The following is a 13,721-nucleotide window of genomic DNA, read 5'->3' on the forward strand; positions in this document are numbered from 1 at the left end:
GCACCCAACGTGTCTGATCCCCGTTCCTATTTCGTCAAGACGTTCGGCTGCCAGATGAACGTCTACGACAGCGAGCGCATGGCCGAGCTGCTGGAGGCGGAAGGCCACACGCCGGCCGCATCGGCGGAGGACGCCGATATTGTCGTGCTCAACACCTGCCACATCCGCGAGCGCGCAAGCGAGAAGGTCTATTCGGAAATCGGCCGCCTGAAACACCGCGACGGGCCGAAACCGATCGTGGCGGTCGCCGGCTGCGTGGCACAGGCCGAAGGCGCCGAGATCGTGCGGCGCGCGCCTGCCGTGGACGTGGTCGTGGGCCCACAGGCTTACCATCGGCTGCTGGACCTGATCGCACGGGCGAAGGAACGCCCCGTGGAGACCGACCTGCCGACGCTCGAGAAGTTCGAGGCGCTCGGCAAGCGCCGCAAGGCTGCGCCGTCCTCGTTCCTTACGATCCAGGAGGGCTGCGACAAGTTCTGTACCTATTGCGTCGTGCCCTACACGCGCGGGGCTGAAGTTTCGCGCCCGGCCGAGGCCATTCTTGAAGAAGCGCAGCGGCTTGCAGGCGAGGGCGCGCGCGAGATCGTGCTGCTCGGCCAGAACGTCAACGCCTACCGCCACGACCGCACCGATTTCGCGGCGCTTATCGCCGAGGTGGCTGCGATCGAGGGGATCGCGCGCATCCGCTACACGACGAGCCATCCCGCCGACATGACAGACGCGCTGATCGACGCGCACCGAACGACACCCAAGCTGATGCCCTATCTGCACCTTCCCGTGCAGTCCGGCTCCAACCGCGTGCTGAAGGCGATGAACCGCTCGCACACGGCCGAGACGTATCTTGCCATCATCGAAAAGCTGCGCGCCGCGCGGGCGGACATGGCAATCTCGGGCGATTTCATCGTCGGCTTCCCCGGCGAGACCGAAGCCGAGTTCGAGGAGACGCTGGCGATCATCCGCGCAGCGAACTACGCGCAGGCCTATTCGTTCAAATATTCGGCGCGCCCCGGCACTCCCGCTGCGGAGATGGACGGGCAGATCGACGAGGACGTGAAATCGGACCGTTTGCAGCGCCTGCAGGCACTGGTGCAGGAACAGCAGCTCGCATTCAACCGCGCCGCGCTCGGCCGCACCATGCCCATCCTGCTGGAACGCCCCGGCAAGCGCGACGGGCAGTTGATCGGCAAGACGCCGTGGCTGCAATCCGTGTATGTCGATGCAGCCGGCACACACATCGGAGACATTGTGACGGTGGAGATCGAGGGCGCCTTCGCGAACAGTCTTGCAGGACGCATCGCATTCGCCGAAGCTGCCTGACGATGGCAAAAAAATCCGCTCCGCTTTCCCCGCCCGCCGCAAACGACCGTGTCCGACTCGAACTGGATTTCGACCGCGCCGAACTGCTCGGCGCCCTGTTCGGCCAATACGATCAGAACCTGATCGCCATCGAGAACCGGCTCGGCGTCTACATCGCCGCGCGCGGCAACCGGCTTTCGATCGAGGGAGAGGCGCACGCGGCGGCGCGGGCGCGCGACGTGCTGACCGGACTCTACAACCGCCTCGCACTGGGGCAGGGCGTCGATATCGGCGATGTGGAAGGGGCGCTCGCGCTGTCGCAGGACCCTTCGCTCGAAGGCCTCGTCCGTGCCGAGGACGGCGGCGCTTCGCCGGTCATCATCCGCACACGGCGCAAAACCATCGTGCCACGCTCGCCGACGCAGCTCCGCTACATGGAGGCGCTCGCCCGGCAGGACATCATCTTCGCACTCGGCCCGGCGGGCACCGGCAAGACCTATGTGGCGGTGGCGCAGGCGGTGAGCCAGCTGATCGCAGGCTCGGTCGACCGGCTGATCCTGTCGCGACCGGCGGTAGAGGCGGGCGAACGGCTCGGCTTCCTCCCCGGCGACATGCGCGAGAAGGTCGATCCCTACCTCCGTCCGCTCTACGACGCGCTCTACGACATGCTGCCCTCCGAACAGGTGGAGCGGCGCATCGCCAGCGGCGAGATCGAGATCGCGCCCATCGCCTTCATGCGCGGACGCACGCTCGCCAACGCCTTCGTCATCCTCGACGAGGCGCAGAACACCACGCCCGAGCAGATGAAGATGTTCCTCACCCGCTTCGGGCAGGGAAGCCGCATGGTCGTTTGCGGCGACCCCAAGCAGGTCGACCTGCCGAACCCCGGCCGCTCCGGCCTCAACGACGCCACGCAGCGCCTTGAAGGCATCGACGGCATCGCCGTCGTGCGCTTCGGCGTAGCCGACGTGGTGCGCCATCCGATCGTGGGCCGGATCGTGGAGGCCTACGAAGGCCCCAATGCTTGATGTCGCCGCAGGCATTGCCGGCGGCAAGTGGCCGGACGCCGACTGGACCGCGCTTGCCGAAGCCGCCTGCCGCGCCGCACTCGGCGAAACGCCTTACGCGGGCCTCATCGACGCGAGCTTCTGCTGCGAGATCTCGATCCGGCTGACGGATGACAGCGAAGTCCAGACGTTGAACGCGCAGTACCGCGACAAGGACAAGCCGACGAACGTGCTGTCGTTTCCGATGGTGCAGGCGGACCTGCTGGAAAGCCTTTCGAACAGCGACGACGGCGAGGTCCTGCTCGGCGACATCGTGCTCGCCGACGGTGTCGTAGCGCGCGAAGCCGCCGAGCGCGGCATCACGATCACCGATCATGCGACGCATCTCATCATCCACGGACTGCTCCATCTCGTCGGCTACGACCACGAGCAGGATGCCGAAGCCGAGGCGATGGAGGAGATGGAGCGCCGTGCGCTTGCATCGCTGGGGATTGCCAACCCCTACGCCGGCGAGGCATGACGGCTGGGAAACGATGAGCGACGAACCTCCGAGTAGCAGCGGCGACCAGCCGTTCCGACCCCTTCTCCGCGCCTTGCGGAGCCTGATCTTCGGCCGTGGCGGCGAGGCCACGCTGCGCGAGAGCATCGAGGAAGCCCTCGAGGATCACGCCGGCGACACCCCCGAAGGTGACGATCTTTCCGAGACCGAGCGCCTGATGCTTCGGAATCTGCTCGATTTCGGCGAGCGGCGCGTGGGTGACGTGATGGTGCCGCGCGGCGAAATCATCGCCTGCGATGTCGAGGATAATTTCCAGACGCTGGTCGCCGCCTTCGTCGACGCAGGCCATAGCCGCCTGCCGGTTTTCCGCGAATCGCTCGACGATGTGATCGGCATGATTCACGTGAAGGACGTCTATGCAGTGATCGCGGGCGAGGGGCGCAGCGCCAATGTGGAGGCGGAAAGCCTGCTGCGCCCGGTGCTGTTCGTGCCGCCCGCGATGCGCGTGCTCGATCTGCTCGCACGAATGCGGCAGGGGCGCACGCACATGGCGATCGTGGTGGATGAATATGGCGGCACCGACGGGCTCGTAACCATCGAGGACCTGGTCGAGGAAATCGTCGGCGACATCGCCGACGAGCACGACGAGGAAGAGGCCGAAGCGATCACACCGCTGCCGGACGGCGGCTTCGAGGTGGACGCGCGCGTCGATATCGAGGCGCTGGAGAAGGCGACGGGAGCGCCTCTTTCGGAGGCGGCGGACGGCGACGTCGATACCGTGGGCGGCCTCGTGTTCATGCTCGCCGGACATATCCCGGCGATCGGCGGAATCGTGGCGCATCCGGGCGGCTGGTCGTTCGAGGTGACCGCCGGGGATGAGCGCAAGATCGAGCGCGTGCGCGCGTATCCGCCGCAGGCCCTTCCGGCCGCGGCCAGCGGGGCGTGACGGTTCCTGCGGGCCGGGCACGTTTCGGCCTTCTGTTCATTGCGGGCATCATCAGCAGCCTTGGCTTCGCGCCGTGGAATCTTTGGCCGCTGACACTGATCGGGCTCGCCTGGCTGATCCGGGAAACCGCGACGACCGAGACGTGGCGTCAGGCGGCGAAGGCGGGGTGGGTGTTCGGGTTCGGGCACTTCCTGCTGGGGACGCACTGGATCGCGCAGGCGTTTCAGTATCAGCAGGACATGCCCGCGTGGACAGGCTGGGTCGGCGTGGTGCTTCTGTCCGCCTACCTCGCGGTTTTTCCGGCGATGACAGTGGTGGCGGCAAGACGGTTCGGCGCGGGGCTGCCGCTGGTGCTGGGCTTTGCGGGCTGCTGGACGATCGCGGAAGGCCTACGCGGTGTTCTCTTCTCCGGCTTCCCGTGGAACCCGCTTGGCACGGCGGCGCTGCCGATGGCGGGGCTGGGGCAGGGCGCGGCTCTCGTCGGCGGGCTTGGGCTTTCGGCGATCATCGTGCTGGCGGCGGGCGGACTTTATCTTCTCGAACGGCAATGGCGCACGGGCGCCTTGATCCTCGGCCTGACGGCGGCGGCGGCGCTTGCCGGGCTGATGCCTCTGCGCACGCCCACACAGCTCACGCCGACGCGGCTCCACATCGTGCAGGCCGACATCGGGCAGGACGAGAAATGGTCCGAAGACGGCGTCGAGCGAGCGGTCGTCAAATATCTGAAGCTCTCGCCCGCGCCGACGCGCGCGCCGCGCCTGCTGATCTGGCCCGAGGCGGCGATCCCAGACCTCCTCGACGAAATGCCTTCGATGCGGCGCAGGCTGGGCGCGCATCTGGGGCCGAACGACCTGATGCTGCTCGGCGCGCTGAAGGCGATCCGCGAGGACGACGGCAGCGCGATCGCGGCGCGCAACAGCCTGTTCGTGCTCGACAGCGAAGGCGGCATCCTTGCGCGTTACGACAAGAAACGGCTGGTGCCGTTCGGCGAATTCCTGCCCGCGCGCACGCTCCTGAACGCGATCGGGCTCGACCGGCTCGCCCCCGGCGCGCTCGACTTCTGGCCCGGACCGGGGCCGCGCACGCTGCCGCTTCCGAGCGGCTTTCCGGCCGTGGGTCCGCTGATCTGCTACGAAGTGATCTTCGACGGCCGCGTGACCGAGGCGGGATACCGCCCGGCGTGGCTGCTGAATGTCTCCAACGATGCATGGTTCGCCGGTGCGGGCGCCGAGATGCACCTCGCGCAGGCGCGCCTTCGCAGCATCGAGGAAGGGCTGCCGATGGCACGCTCCACGCCCACGGGCATCAGCGCCGTGATCGACGCGAGCGGCCGCGTGACGGCATCGATGCCGCGTGGACAGGCGGGCGTGATCGATGCGCGGCTGCCGGAAGCGAACCCGCCGACATTGTTCAGCCATACCGGCCGCATTCTGCCGCTGCTGCTTGCCGCGCTCCTCGCGCTTCTCGGCTGGAGCCTCTCCCGCACACGCTGACGCCTTGCGCCCCGGAACGGATGCAAATACACCCGCTATGGTTGTATTCTGCCCGATCCCGGAGCCATGCCAAGCGAAGCTATCCATCCTGTCGACGTTCACGTGGGCAAGCGCCTGCGCGAAAGCCGCACGGCGTGCGGGGTGACGCAGGCCGAACTCGGCGCGGACCTCGGCATCAGCGCGCAGCAGGTGCAGAAATACGAAAACGGCAGCAACCGCATCAGCGCGAGCAAGCTGTTCGAGATCGCGGGGCGGCTCGGCACGGGTATCGACTGGTTTTTCGAGGGGCTGGAGGCGCGCGCACCTGTTCTACTTGGGGAAACGCAGGGCGCCTTTGAAGCCGAGCCGACATCTCACGAGCAGACCCGCGCAATGATCGCCGCGTTCAGGGCGCTACCCGACGATGCCGCGCGCACGGATGCGCTGACCTACGTGCAAAACCGGGCCGAGCAGACATAAACGATTCTTTATGTCCGCTTGCGCCGATGCGGGCGCGGCGCTAGACCGGTTAACAGTTCAAGAGCTGTTTCAGGAAAAGATGCATGGCGCGCAGCGACTATCTCTTCACGTCCGAATCGGTCTCGGAAGGCCACCCCGACAAGGTTGCCGACCAGATTTCAGACGCGATCGTCGATCTGTTTCTTTCGAAAGACCCCGAAGCGCGCATCGCCTGCGAAACGCTGACGACGACGCAGCTCGTGGTGCTGGCGGGCGAAATCCGCTGCAAGGGCGTGTATGAAAACGGCGCGTGGGCGCCGGGCGCGCTCGACGAGATCGAAGCGACCGTACGCGAGACGGTGAAGCGCATCGGCTATGCGCAGGACGGGTTCCACTGGGAGCAGTTCCGCTTCGAGAACAACCTGCATGGCCAATCCGCACACATCGCGCAGGGCGTCGACGAGGCGGGCAACAAGGACGAGGGCGCGGGCGACCAGGGCATCATGTTCGGCTACGCGACCGACGAGACGCCCGACCTGATGCCCGCGACGCTCGACTACAGCCACAAGATCCTCGCGCGGCTGGCGGCGGACCGCCATTCGGGCGCGGCGCCGTTCCTGGAGCCGGACAGCAAGAGCCAGGTGACGCTGCGCTACGCGGGCGGCGTGCCCGTCGAAGCGACCGCGCTCGTCGTTTCGACGCAGCACGCGCCGGGCTATTTCTGGCACGGCGGCGAGGGCGACCCGGACAAATACAAGGTTCTGCGCGACTACGTGCTCGGCGTGTTCAAGGACGTGCTGCCCGACGGCTTCGTGACCGAGAACACCGCGATCCACGTAAACCCCACGGGCCGCTTCGAGATCGGCGGACCGGACGGCGACGCGGGCCTCACCGGCCGCAAGATCATCGTGGACACCTACGGCGGTGCTTCGCCCCACGGCGGCGGCGCGTTCAGCGGCAAGGACCCGACGAAGGTGGATCGCTCGGCCGCGTACATCACGCGCTACCTTGCGAAGAACATCGTCGCGGCTGGCCTCGCGAAGCGCTGCACGATCCAGCTCTCCTACGCCATCGGCGTCGCCGAGCCGCTGTCGCTCTACGTCGACCTCCACGGCACCGGCACGGTGGACGAGGCCAAGCTCGAAGCGGTGATCCCGCAGCTCGTACGCCTGACGCCGAAGGGCATCCGCGAACACCTCGGCCTCAACAAGCCGATCTACAGCACGACCGCCGCCTACGGGCACTTCGGGCGGAAACCCGAGGGCGACTTCTTCCCGTGGGAGAAGACCGATCTGGTGGCGAAGCTGAAGGCGGCGGTTTCGTAGGGCCGAATATTGCCCTGAGAACTGGCGCGAAAGATCGAGCCGCTTGCCGTGCTCAACGTAAAGACCGGACCGCTCACACGATCGGATTTCGATCTGATCGAGGGCCTGCCGCCTGAGGACCGTGTGCGGCCATAATCCCAATTCTAGTCCCACGTCCTGTCGGCAGACGCGTTAGATTCAGATTTGTTATTCCCGGGCAGAGCCGCTGGCATTTCTGGACTTTGCGGCCATGGAATGAAATCATCACGGCCGCACAGGGGGAAGATGAATGTTGACGGCGCTTTCCAATCTTTTGCTGAACAGGCGTCTGGTCGGCGCGGTTGTGCTGGCGATCGTGTTGTTTACCTTGGCACTGGATGTTACCGGACTTGTTCATCCCTGCCCCTATTGCCGAATGCAGAGGTTCGCCCTTGGGGTCATTTCCATTGTTCTGCTGTTCCGCTTCTACAACGCCCTTTTGAGCCGCTACATCGTGGCGGTGGTTGGAATGATGGGTCTTGTTGTTGGAATTATGCAGAATTTCAACCACTTGAAGAAGATGAACAAGGGTGAATTCGACTGGTCTGCGCTTTCAATAGGACACCCCTGGGTGCTCTCAGGCCTCGCGATACTGACGCTGGTCTGGCTGTTCTTTCTGGTTTTCGATCTCGACAAGTCCCCGTCGCGTAAACTGTAGCGTCCGCATCCGAAATGCTGGCAGGCAACCATGTGATCGTCCGCGAAACAGCGCGGATCAGAGCGCGTCGATCGCCTTCGCCAGTTCGATATCCCGCATCGAAAGCCCGCCCGCGTCGTGCGTGGTGAGCAGGATGTCGACGCGGTTCCACACGTTCGACCATTCGGGGTGGTGATCCGCCTTTTCGGCGAGGAGCGCCACGCGGCTCATGAAGCCGAAGGCTTGCGAGAAATCCTTGAAGCGGAAGCTGCGGGTGATGGCGTCTCGCACCGCATCCAGCGTCCACGCGGGGAGATCGGCGAGAAGCTCTGCGCGTTCGGCATCCGAAAGTTTCGTTACCATCGCTGTCCTCCTGCTGGCGCGGCGCAGCGCTTCCTCCTATGTCGTACAGCATGGCTGGACGTCAAACCTTCGCGCCTTCGCTGGACGATATAGAAACGCTGGCGCGCAGCGCCATCGCGCGGCTTCCCGAGATTTTCCGCAGCCATCTCGGCACGGTCGTGCTGCGCATCGAGGACTTCCCCGACGAGGACGTGTGCCGCGACATGGAGCTTGAAAGCGAGTTCGACATCCTCGGGCTCTATCAGGGCCATGCGGTGGGGCGCTCGGTCGACGTGTCCGGCGCGCTGCCCGATACGGTCTATCTCTATCGCCGCCCGATCCTCGACCTGTGGGCCGAGGGCGAGGAGAGCCTGGAGCATATCGTGACGCACGTGCTGGTGCACGAGGTGGGACACCACTTCGGTCTTTCCGACGACGACATGCACCGGATCGAGGATTCAGCGCTGTAAGAGTTCATCCACCCATGCGGGGACCAGTTCGCCCGCGCGGCCGTGGCGGGCTTCATCGAAAAAGTGCGTGCCTTCGGAAGGATCGAGATTGATCTCGAGCGTATGCGCGCCGTAGTGCCGCGCGCCCTGCACGAAGCCCGCGGCCGGATACACAGCGCCCGACGTGCCGATCGAGACGAACAGGTCGCACGCGGCGAGCGCCGCCTCGATCCGGTCCATGTGGTACGGCATCTCGCCGAACCAGACGATATCGGGCCTGAGCCGCCCGTGCGCGGCGCAGCGGGTGCAGGCGGGACCGTCCGACAGCGTTTCGGGCGCTTCCTGCCGCTCGCCGCAGGCAAGGCAGAGCGCGCTTTTGAGTTCGCCGTGCATGTGCACCATGCGCGCCGCGCCCGCGCGCTCGTGGAGGTCGTCGACATTCTGCGTGACGATGAGGAGATTGCCCGACCATTCGGCATCGAGCCGGGCGAGCGCATCGTGCGCGGGATTGGGGGCGACGCGGGCGAGCGCGGCGCGGCGGGCATCGTAGAACGCCTGCACCAGCGCCGGATCGCGGCGGAACGCCTGCGGGGTCGCCACGTCCTCGACGCGGTGGCCTTCCCAGAGGCCGTCCGGCCCGCGGAAGGTCGGAACGCCGCTTTCCGCCGAAATGCCCGCGCCCGTAAGCACGACGATGCTTTGAAACCCCGCGCCTCGCATGATCTTGCGCACCGCTCCCCGATTGGCCAGAGATACGCCTTCGCATCAGCGTTCAAGGGGTTCAAGGTTTATGGCGAAGCGTAGCGGTGCGGCACGGATCGGCGTCCTCGGTGCGGGCGGGCGCATGGGGCAGAGCATCATCGAACGCGTGCTGGCCACGAAAGACGCCGTGCTGGCAGGCGCCGCCGAGAAGCCGGGGCACCCCGCCATGGGCCGCAGCATCGCGCCGAGCCTCGTCATCTGCGCGAACACGCTGGCGCTCGCGCACAGCGCCGACGTGCTCGTGGATTTCACGATTCCGGACGCGCTCGAGGAGAACCTGACCGCGGCGTGCGACGCATCCTGCGCGATCGTGATCGGCACGACGGGCCTGACGCCGAAGCACCACAGACTGATCGACGAGGCGGCGAAGACGATTGCCGTGCTGCAGACGGCGAACACCAGCCTTGGCGTTACCATGCTCGCCGCGCTGGTGAAGGAGGCGGCGAGCCGCCTCGGTGACGATTGGGACATCGAGATTGCCGAGATGCATCACCGCCACAAGGTGGATGCCCCTTCCGGCACCGCGCTGATGCTGGGCGAGGCTGCGGCTGCCGGGCGCGGCGTCAAGCTGGCGAACGTCGCCGCGAAGGGCCGCGCGGGCGCGGACGCGGCGCGCAAGGTGGGCGAGATCGGCTTTGCGGCGCTGCGCGGCGGATCGGTGGCGGGCGACCACGTGGTGATCCTGGCAGCGGACGGCGAACGGCTGGAGCTCGGCCACCGCGCCGAATCACGCGAGATCTTCGCGCGCGGCGCGGTGCGCGCGGCGCTGTGGCTCGCGGGGAAGCCGGCCGGGCGCTACACGATGAACGAGGTGCTTGGGCTCGGCGCCTGACGAGGGAGGGATCACGATGACTGTGCTACGCCACTACCTGATGCGCGCCGCCGAGGGGCGCGGCGACGCGCTCGGCCGCGCGCTTGAAACGCTCGCCGGGAAGGTGCGGCCGCTCGCGGGTTGCGAGAAGGTGGAGATGTTCGCCGACGCGGGCGACGCCGACGCCTTCATCTTCATCGAATACTGGTCGTCCGTCGATGCCCACAAGGCGGCGGGCGCGGCGCTCGGCAAGGAAGCCTTCGCAGGCGTGATGGCGCTGCTGGCGGGACCACCGGAGGGGCGCTACCTCAATCCCGTGGCGCTGCCCTAGCCGCGAAGCGCGCGTTTCAGCACGCTATAAACCTCCTGCCGCTCGCGCGGGGTGAGGAAGCGGCCGACGAGAAGCCGGCGCCCGCGCTCGCCGAGCCAGAGCCGGTTTTCGGGCGGGCTCAGCGCTTCCAGCTCGACGCGCGTGAACAGCGGCTCAAGCCGGAACTCGCGCGCGCTGCCATCTGCCGCGATGCGGCTGTAGAGCAGCCCGGAGGCATCGAGCCGCACGCGCTCATAGGCGCGTGACGCGCGAGCCGCCGCGCGAAACGCCCAGACGAGGAGCGCGAGATCGGCGACCACGAACGGCAGGATCGGCCAGGCGCCGAGCGCGATGAACCGCGCCGAGGCGAGCAGCATTACGAGCGCGGTGCCGACGACGATCCAGAGTGCCGGGCGGGCGCCGAGCGGGGGCGGAGGCATCAGCTTCAGATCGAGCGTCGTCATGGGTCTGCACTCTACCAATGCAGAGGCGGGTGCGGTAGGCGGAGAGACATGAAGCCGCAGATCATCGCTCGATTTTTCGACCATCTCGCCGAAGCCGATCCCACCCCGGAAACCGAACTCGATTACGTGAACGACTACACGCTGCTCGTCGCCGTCGTGCTCTCCGCGCAGGCGACCGACGCGGGCGTCAACAAGGCGACGAAGGCACTGTTCGCAAAAGTGCAGGATCCGGCCGCAATGCTGGCGCTCGGCGAAGCGGGGCTGAAGCAGCACATCAAGACGATCGGCCTCTACAACGCCAAGGCCGCGAACGTGATCGCACTGTCGCAGATCCTGCTCGAAAAGCACGGCGGCGAGGTCCCCCGCGACCGCGCGAGCCTGGAGGCACTCCCCGGTGTCGGCCGCAAGACCGCGAACGTCGTGCTCAACGTCGCCTTCGGGGAAGAAACCTTCGCGGTCGACACGCACGTGTTCCGCGTTTCCAACCGAACGGGCCTCGCACCGGGCAAGACCCCGCTCGCGGTCGAACTGAAGCTGGAGAAGGCGATTCCGAAGCCCTATCGCCGCCACGCGCACCACTGGCTGATCCTGCTCGGCCGCCACACGTGCAAGGCGCGGAAACCGGAATGCTGGCATTGCGTCGTGGTGAGCGAATGCGAATATGACGCCAAGACGATAGCATGAGCATGATGGGGCATGAGCGATTCACTTCGCGTTCAGATGGAGACGTTATGAACGGTACGCATAGTGACATTGTAGCGTTTGCGTACCGCCGGACCGCGAACCCGCCTGATGGGGGGCGGTCCGGCAAGTCGCCCTGCGCGGAGCAACGCCCCATGGCACGGCACATCCCCTTCATCACGGCTGGATTCGCGACGCTGGCGCTGGCGGCCTGTTCCACGCCCGAAGCGCCGGTCGAACCCGCGCCTGCGCCGCAGGCGGAAAGCGGCGAACGTTGTGTCGGCCTTGCCGCGATCCGGAGCACCAAGGTCGTCGACGATTCGACGATCGACTTCACCATGCGCGACGGTCGCATCCTCAGAAACACGCTGCCGCACGCCTGCCCCTCGCTCGGCTTCGAGGAGGCCTTCACCTATTCGACCTCGCTGTCGCAGCTCTGCTCCACCGATATCATCACCGTGGTGCTCCAGGGCGGCGGCCCCCGGCTCGGCGCGAGCTGCGGGCTCGGCACCTTCGTGCCCCACACGCCGATCAAGGGCGAATAGCGCCCGCGCGCTTTTCCCGCTGGCCTGCACGCCCGCGCTTTGTTAAGCGTGCCCGCCGAAACGGCGACCGGCACCCGTAGCTCAGCTGGATAGAGCGCTGCCCTCCGAAGGCAGAGGTCACAGGTTCGAATCCTGTCGGGTGCGCCAGTCTTTTTGTTGTCCCTCAAACGCCGGGCGGCCGCATCCGCGGCCTTGGCTTTCCTCGCATTAGCTCGGGCGGCCGGTCGGCCTTGCGAACAAGTTCGGGGGGTTGTCCCTCAAACGCCGGGCGGCCACATCCGTGGCCTTGGCTTCCTCGCATGAGCTCGGGCGGCCGGTCGGCCTTGCGAACCCTTCGGGTTCGGAATTGCGCGGGGCCTTTCAGTCCGGGCGGCGGAGGAAGGCGACGTTCATGGGGCGGCGCAGGGTGAAGCCGATCGATGCGTAGAGCGTGATCGCGGGTGTGTTCGATGCGAAAGCGTGGAGGAAGGGCTGCGCGCCGCTTTCGAAGATCGCCTGCATGGCATGGAGCGAGAGCCGCTTGCCGAGGCCCTTGCCGCGGTGATCGGGATGCGTACAGACGCCGCTGAGCTCCGTATAGCCGGGCTGGCGCATTCGCTCGCCCGCCATGGCGATGAGCGCGCCCTTGTAGCGCACGCCCCAGAATCGGCCGAGCGCCAGGGCTTCGAGCGAGAAGGGGCCGGGTTTCGTCAGTTCCGCAAGGACAAGCATTGCCTCTGCATCGGCCCGGCCAAGCGTTACGATCTCCGCATCGGGGAACGGGCGCGGCGGCTGCACAGCAAGCATCTGCACGGCATCTGCGGCTGATACGGTTTCGAAGCCCTGCGGCGGCACGACCGGATCGGCCATCAGGAGGACCAGGCTTTCCCCCGGAGCGGCAAGCGCACCAAGCGCGGCGAGCGCCGCCGGACTGTTATCGAGGGTTGCGGCCATCGGGCCGATCGACGTGCGGTAGCGGCGCGCGAGGGCACCGCCCTCCGCAACATCGGCGTGCAGCGTACCGAGCGCCTGCCAGATCGGCCGATCGAGAACGTGCATCATCACAGGGGCGATTCCTCCCGCAGCGCCGCGACGCGTTCGGGCAGGGGAATGTCGCGAAGCGCCCCTTCCAGCGCATCGAGCTGATCGAGCAGCGGCCCCGCGAGGGGCCTGCACAGTTCGGCGACCGCGCGATCGATCCGTGGCCAGAGTTCGGCCCGCAGGCGCGCCACGAGCGCCTTTCCGGCCGGGGCAAGCGCGACAAGACGGACGCGCGCGTCGCCTTCGGATTTCAGGACTTCGAGAGAGCCCGCCTCTACAAGAAGGCCCACCGCGCGCGTGGCCCCTGGCTGTGTAATGCCGAGCGCAAGCGCGAGATCGCCGATGGTAACCGGGCCGAGCCGCTCGACGGCCACAAGCACGGGGCACTGGCTCGCCTGAACCGAAAGCCCGCCATCATCGAGAATGCGCTGTGTTTCCGATTGCAGCTGTTCCCCGATCCGCCGCAGCCTGGTGCCGAGGGACAGGTGACCGAGCGCGCGCACGACATCATCGACCATACTTCATTCAATCCATAAGTAGATATATAACTGCTTATATAAATACCGGCGGCACTATGCAAGAAAGGAAGCGTAAAGGCGCAGCCATGCCGTGCGAGCAGGTCTGGCCTGCAATTGCAAAGACCTGTCGCGCGCGGGCGATAACCGTATAGAGACGCGA

General features: G+C 66.5%; 18 protein-coding genes and 1 tRNA gene. 14 read left to right on the plus strand and 5 right to left on the minus strand.

The genetic code is table 11. From position 1 onward, the window contains the following. Nucleotides 1-9: 9 nt before the first annotated feature. From miaB to ACFQ00_RS00875, 8 genes are all read left to right on the plus strand, one after another. On the plus strand, nucleotides 10-1,317 hold the full coding sequence (miaB, locus tag ACFQ00_RS00840; RefSeq protein WP_381484830.1) for a tRNA (N6-isopentenyl adenosine(37)-C2)-methylthiotransferase MiaB: 1,308 nt from the start codon (nucleotides 10-12) through the stop codon (nucleotides 1,315-1,317). Nucleotides 1,318-1,319: 2 nt separating this feature from the next. Next, complete coding sequence (locus tag ACFQ00_RS00845) at nucleotides 1,320-2,324, plus strand: PhoH family protein (RefSeq protein ID WP_381484833.1); 1,005 nt, start codon at nucleotides 1,320-1,322, stop codon at nucleotides 2,322-2,324. After that, a complete protein-coding gene (ybeY, locus tag ACFQ00_RS00850) occupies nucleotides 2,317-2,823 on the plus strand; it encodes an rRNA maturation RNase YbeY (RefSeq protein WP_381484836.1) in 507 nt (168 codons plus the stop codon). Before ACFQ00_RS00845 ends, ybeY begins: the two co-directional genes overlap by 8 nt. A gap of 13 nt (nucleotides 2,824-2,836) precedes the next feature. After that, a complete protein-coding gene (locus tag ACFQ00_RS00855; RefSeq protein ID WP_381484838.1) occupies nucleotides 2,837-3,748 on the plus strand; it encodes a hemolysin family protein in 912 nt (303 codons plus the stop codon). Beyond that, nucleotides 3,745-5,241, plus strand: coding sequence for an apolipoprotein N-acyltransferase (lnt, locus tag ACFQ00_RS00860; protein ID WP_381484840.1), 1,497 nt, complete (start codon nucleotides 3,745-3,747; stop codon nucleotides 5,239-5,241). Before ACFQ00_RS00855 ends, lnt begins: the two co-directional genes overlap by 4 nt. Before the next feature lie 66 nt (nucleotides 5,242-5,307). After that, a complete protein-coding gene (locus ACFQ00_RS00865; RefSeq protein ID WP_381484843.1) occupies nucleotides 5,308-5,700 on the plus strand; it encodes a helix-turn-helix domain-containing protein in 393 nt (130 codons plus the stop codon). A gap of 83 nt (nucleotides 5,701-5,783) precedes the next feature. Beyond that, complete coding sequence (gene metK / locus ACFQ00_RS00870; protein ID WP_381484845.1) at nucleotides 5,784-7,004, plus strand: methionine adenosyltransferase; 1,221 nt, start codon at nucleotides 5,784-5,786, stop codon at nucleotides 7,002-7,004. A gap of 268 nt (nucleotides 7,005-7,272) precedes the next feature. Continuing rightward, nucleotides 7,273-7,680, plus strand: coding sequence for a disulfide bond formation protein B (locus ACFQ00_RS00875; protein WP_381484848.1), 408 nt, complete (start codon nucleotides 7,273-7,275; stop codon nucleotides 7,678-7,680). Between the two features lie 57 nt (nucleotides 7,681-7,737). Here the strand turns inward: ACFQ00_RS00875 and ACFQ00_RS00880 are convergent, their stop codons facing one another. Further along, complete coding sequence (locus ACFQ00_RS00880) at nucleotides 7,738-8,049, minus strand: 4a-hydroxytetrahydrobiopterin dehydratase (protein WP_381485874.1); 312 nt, start codon at nucleotides 8,047-8,049, stop codon at nucleotides 7,738-7,740. Nucleotides 8,050-8,072: 23 nt separating this feature from the next. On the opposite strand from ACFQ00_RS00880, the gene ACFQ00_RS00885 reads away from it, so the two are divergent. Further along, nucleotides 8,073-8,471: a metallopeptidase family protein gene (locus ACFQ00_RS00885; protein WP_381484851.1), complete on the plus strand. Its 399-nt coding sequence runs from the start codon at nucleotides 8,073-8,075 to the stop codon at nucleotides 8,469-8,471. Here the strand turns inward: ACFQ00_RS00885 and ACFQ00_RS00890 are convergent. After that, on the minus strand, nucleotides 8,460-9,170 hold the full coding sequence (locus tag ACFQ00_RS00890) for an NAD-dependent deacylase (RefSeq protein WP_381485877.1): 711 nt from the start codon (nucleotides 9,168-9,170) through the stop codon (nucleotides 8,460-8,462). The genes ACFQ00_RS00885 and ACFQ00_RS00890 overlap by 12 nt on opposite strands. 70 nt (nucleotides 9,171-9,240) lie before the next feature. Here ACFQ00_RS00890 and dapB point away from each other — a divergent pair, with 70 nt between their 5' ends. Both dapB and ACFQ00_RS00900 read left to right on the plus strand, forming a co-directional pair. Then, nucleotides 9,241-10,044, plus strand: a complete 804-nt coding sequence (gene dapB, locus ACFQ00_RS00895; protein ID WP_381484854.1) for a 4-hydroxy-tetrahydrodipicolinate reductase — start codon at nucleotides 9,241-9,243, stop codon at nucleotides 10,042-10,044. A gap of 16 nt (nucleotides 10,045-10,060) precedes the next feature. Continuing rightward, nucleotides 10,061-10,354, plus strand: coding sequence for a putative quinol monooxygenase (locus ACFQ00_RS00900; RefSeq protein ID WP_381484857.1), 294 nt, complete (start codon nucleotides 10,061-10,063; stop codon nucleotides 10,352-10,354). Here the strand turns inward: ACFQ00_RS00900 and ACFQ00_RS00905 are convergent. Further along, nucleotides 10,351-10,797 (minus strand): DUF2244 domain-containing protein, encoded by a 447-nt coding sequence (locus ACFQ00_RS00905; RefSeq protein WP_381484861.1) that lies wholly within the window; start codon nucleotides 10,795-10,797, stop codon nucleotides 10,351-10,353. The two genes, ACFQ00_RS00900 and ACFQ00_RS00905, sit on opposite strands and share 4 nt — an antisense overlap. Before the next feature lie 48 nt (nucleotides 10,798-10,845). Here ACFQ00_RS00905 and nth point away from each other — a divergent pair, with 48 nt between their 5' ends. The 3 genes from nth (at nucleotide 10,846) to ACFQ00_RS00920 (ending at nucleotide 12,170) form a co-directional block, all read left to right on the plus strand. Then, nucleotides 10,846-11,481, plus strand: a complete 636-nt coding sequence (nth, locus tag ACFQ00_RS00910) for an endonuclease III (protein WP_381484864.1) — start codon at nucleotides 10,846-10,848, stop codon at nucleotides 11,479-11,481. Between the two features lie 152 nt (nucleotides 11,482-11,633). After that, nucleotides 11,634-12,023, plus strand: coding sequence for a hypothetical protein (locus tag ACFQ00_RS00915; RefSeq protein ID WP_381484867.1), 390 nt, complete (start codon nucleotides 11,634-11,636; stop codon nucleotides 12,021-12,023). Nucleotides 12,024-12,093: 70 nt separating this feature from the next. Continuing rightward, nucleotides 12,094-12,170 (plus strand) — tRNA-Arg (locus ACFQ00_RS00920). 213 nt (nucleotides 12,171-12,383) lie between these two features. Here the strand turns inward: ACFQ00_RS00920 and ACFQ00_RS00925 are convergent. Then, nucleotides 12,384-13,064 (minus strand): GNAT family N-acetyltransferase, encoded by a 681-nt coding sequence (locus ACFQ00_RS00925; protein ID WP_381484869.1) that lies wholly within the window; start codon nucleotides 13,062-13,064, stop codon nucleotides 12,384-12,386. Then, nucleotides 13,064-13,561 carry a MarR family winged helix-turn-helix transcriptional regulator gene (locus ACFQ00_RS00930; RefSeq protein WP_381484871.1) on the minus strand — a complete coding sequence of 166 codons (498 nt, stop codon included), beginning with the start codon at nucleotides 13,559-13,561 and terminating at the stop codon, nucleotides 13,064-13,066. Before ACFQ00_RS00930 ends, ACFQ00_RS00925 begins: the two co-directional genes overlap by 1 nt. Between the last annotated feature and the right edge of the window lie 160 nt (nucleotides 13,562-13,721).

Origin of the sequence: Sphingosinicella xenopeptidilytica, from assembly GCF_042676985.1 — a bacterium.
GTDB lineage: Bacteria > Pseudomonadota > Alphaproteobacteria > Sphingomonadales > Sphingomonadaceae > Sphingosinicella > Sphingosinicella xenopeptidilytica.

Coding starts and splice junctions, on each gene's coding strand:
- ACFQ00_RS00915 (WP_381484867.1), top strand. CDS start 11,634: ATGGCACGGCACATCCCCTTCATCACGGCTGGATTCGCGACGCTGGCG.
- ACFQ00_RS00890 (WP_381485877.1), bottom strand. CDS start 9,170: ATGCGAGGCGCGGGGTTTCAAAGCATCGTCGTGCTTACGGGCGCGGGC.
- ACFQ00_RS00855 (WP_381484838.1), top strand. CDS start 2,837: ATGAGCGACGAACCTCCGAGTAGCAGCGGCGACCAGCCGTTCCGACCC.
- ACFQ00_RS00925 (WP_381484869.1), bottom strand. CDS start 13,064: ATGATGCACGTTCTCGATCGGCCGATCTGGCAGGCGCTCGGTACGCTG.
- ACFQ00_RS00900 (WP_381484857.1), top strand. CDS start 10,061: ATGACTGTGCTACGCCACTACCTGATGCGCGCCGCCGAGGGGCGCGGC.
- ACFQ00_RS00875 (WP_381484848.1), top strand. CDS start 7,273: ATGTTGACGGCGCTTTCCAATCTTTTGCTGAACAGGCGTCTGGTCGGC.
- ACFQ00_RS00845 (WP_381484833.1), top strand. CDS start 1,320: ATGGCAAAAAAATCCGCTCCGCTTTCCCCGCCCGCCGCAAACGACCGT.
- metK (WP_381484845.1), top strand. CDS start 5,784: ATGGCGCGCAGCGACTATCTCTTCACGTCCGAATCGGTCTCGGAAGGC.
- ACFQ00_RS00885 (WP_381484851.1), top strand. CDS start 8,073: ATGGCTGGACGTCAAACCTTCGCGCCTTCGCTGGACGATATAGAAACG.
- ACFQ00_RS00930 (WP_381484871.1), bottom strand. CDS start 13,561: ATGGTCGATGATGTCGTGCGCGCGCTCGGTCACCTGTCCCTCGGCACC.
- ACFQ00_RS00865 (WP_381484843.1), top strand. CDS start 5,308: ATGCCAAGCGAAGCTATCCATCCTGTCGACGTTCACGTGGGCAAGCGC.
- ybeY (WP_381484836.1), top strand. CDS start 2,317: ATGCTTGATGTCGCCGCAGGCATTGCCGGCGGCAAGTGGCCGGACGCC.
- dapB (WP_381484854.1), top strand. CDS start 9,241: ATGGCGAAGCGTAGCGGTGCGGCACGGATCGGCGTCCTCGGTGCGGGC.
- nth (WP_381484864.1), top strand. CDS start 10,846: ATGAAGCCGCAGATCATCGCTCGATTTTTCGACCATCTCGCCGAAGCC.
- ACFQ00_RS00905 (WP_381484861.1), bottom strand. CDS start 10,797: ATGACGACGCTCGATCTGAAGCTGATGCCTCCGCCCCCGCTCGGCGCC.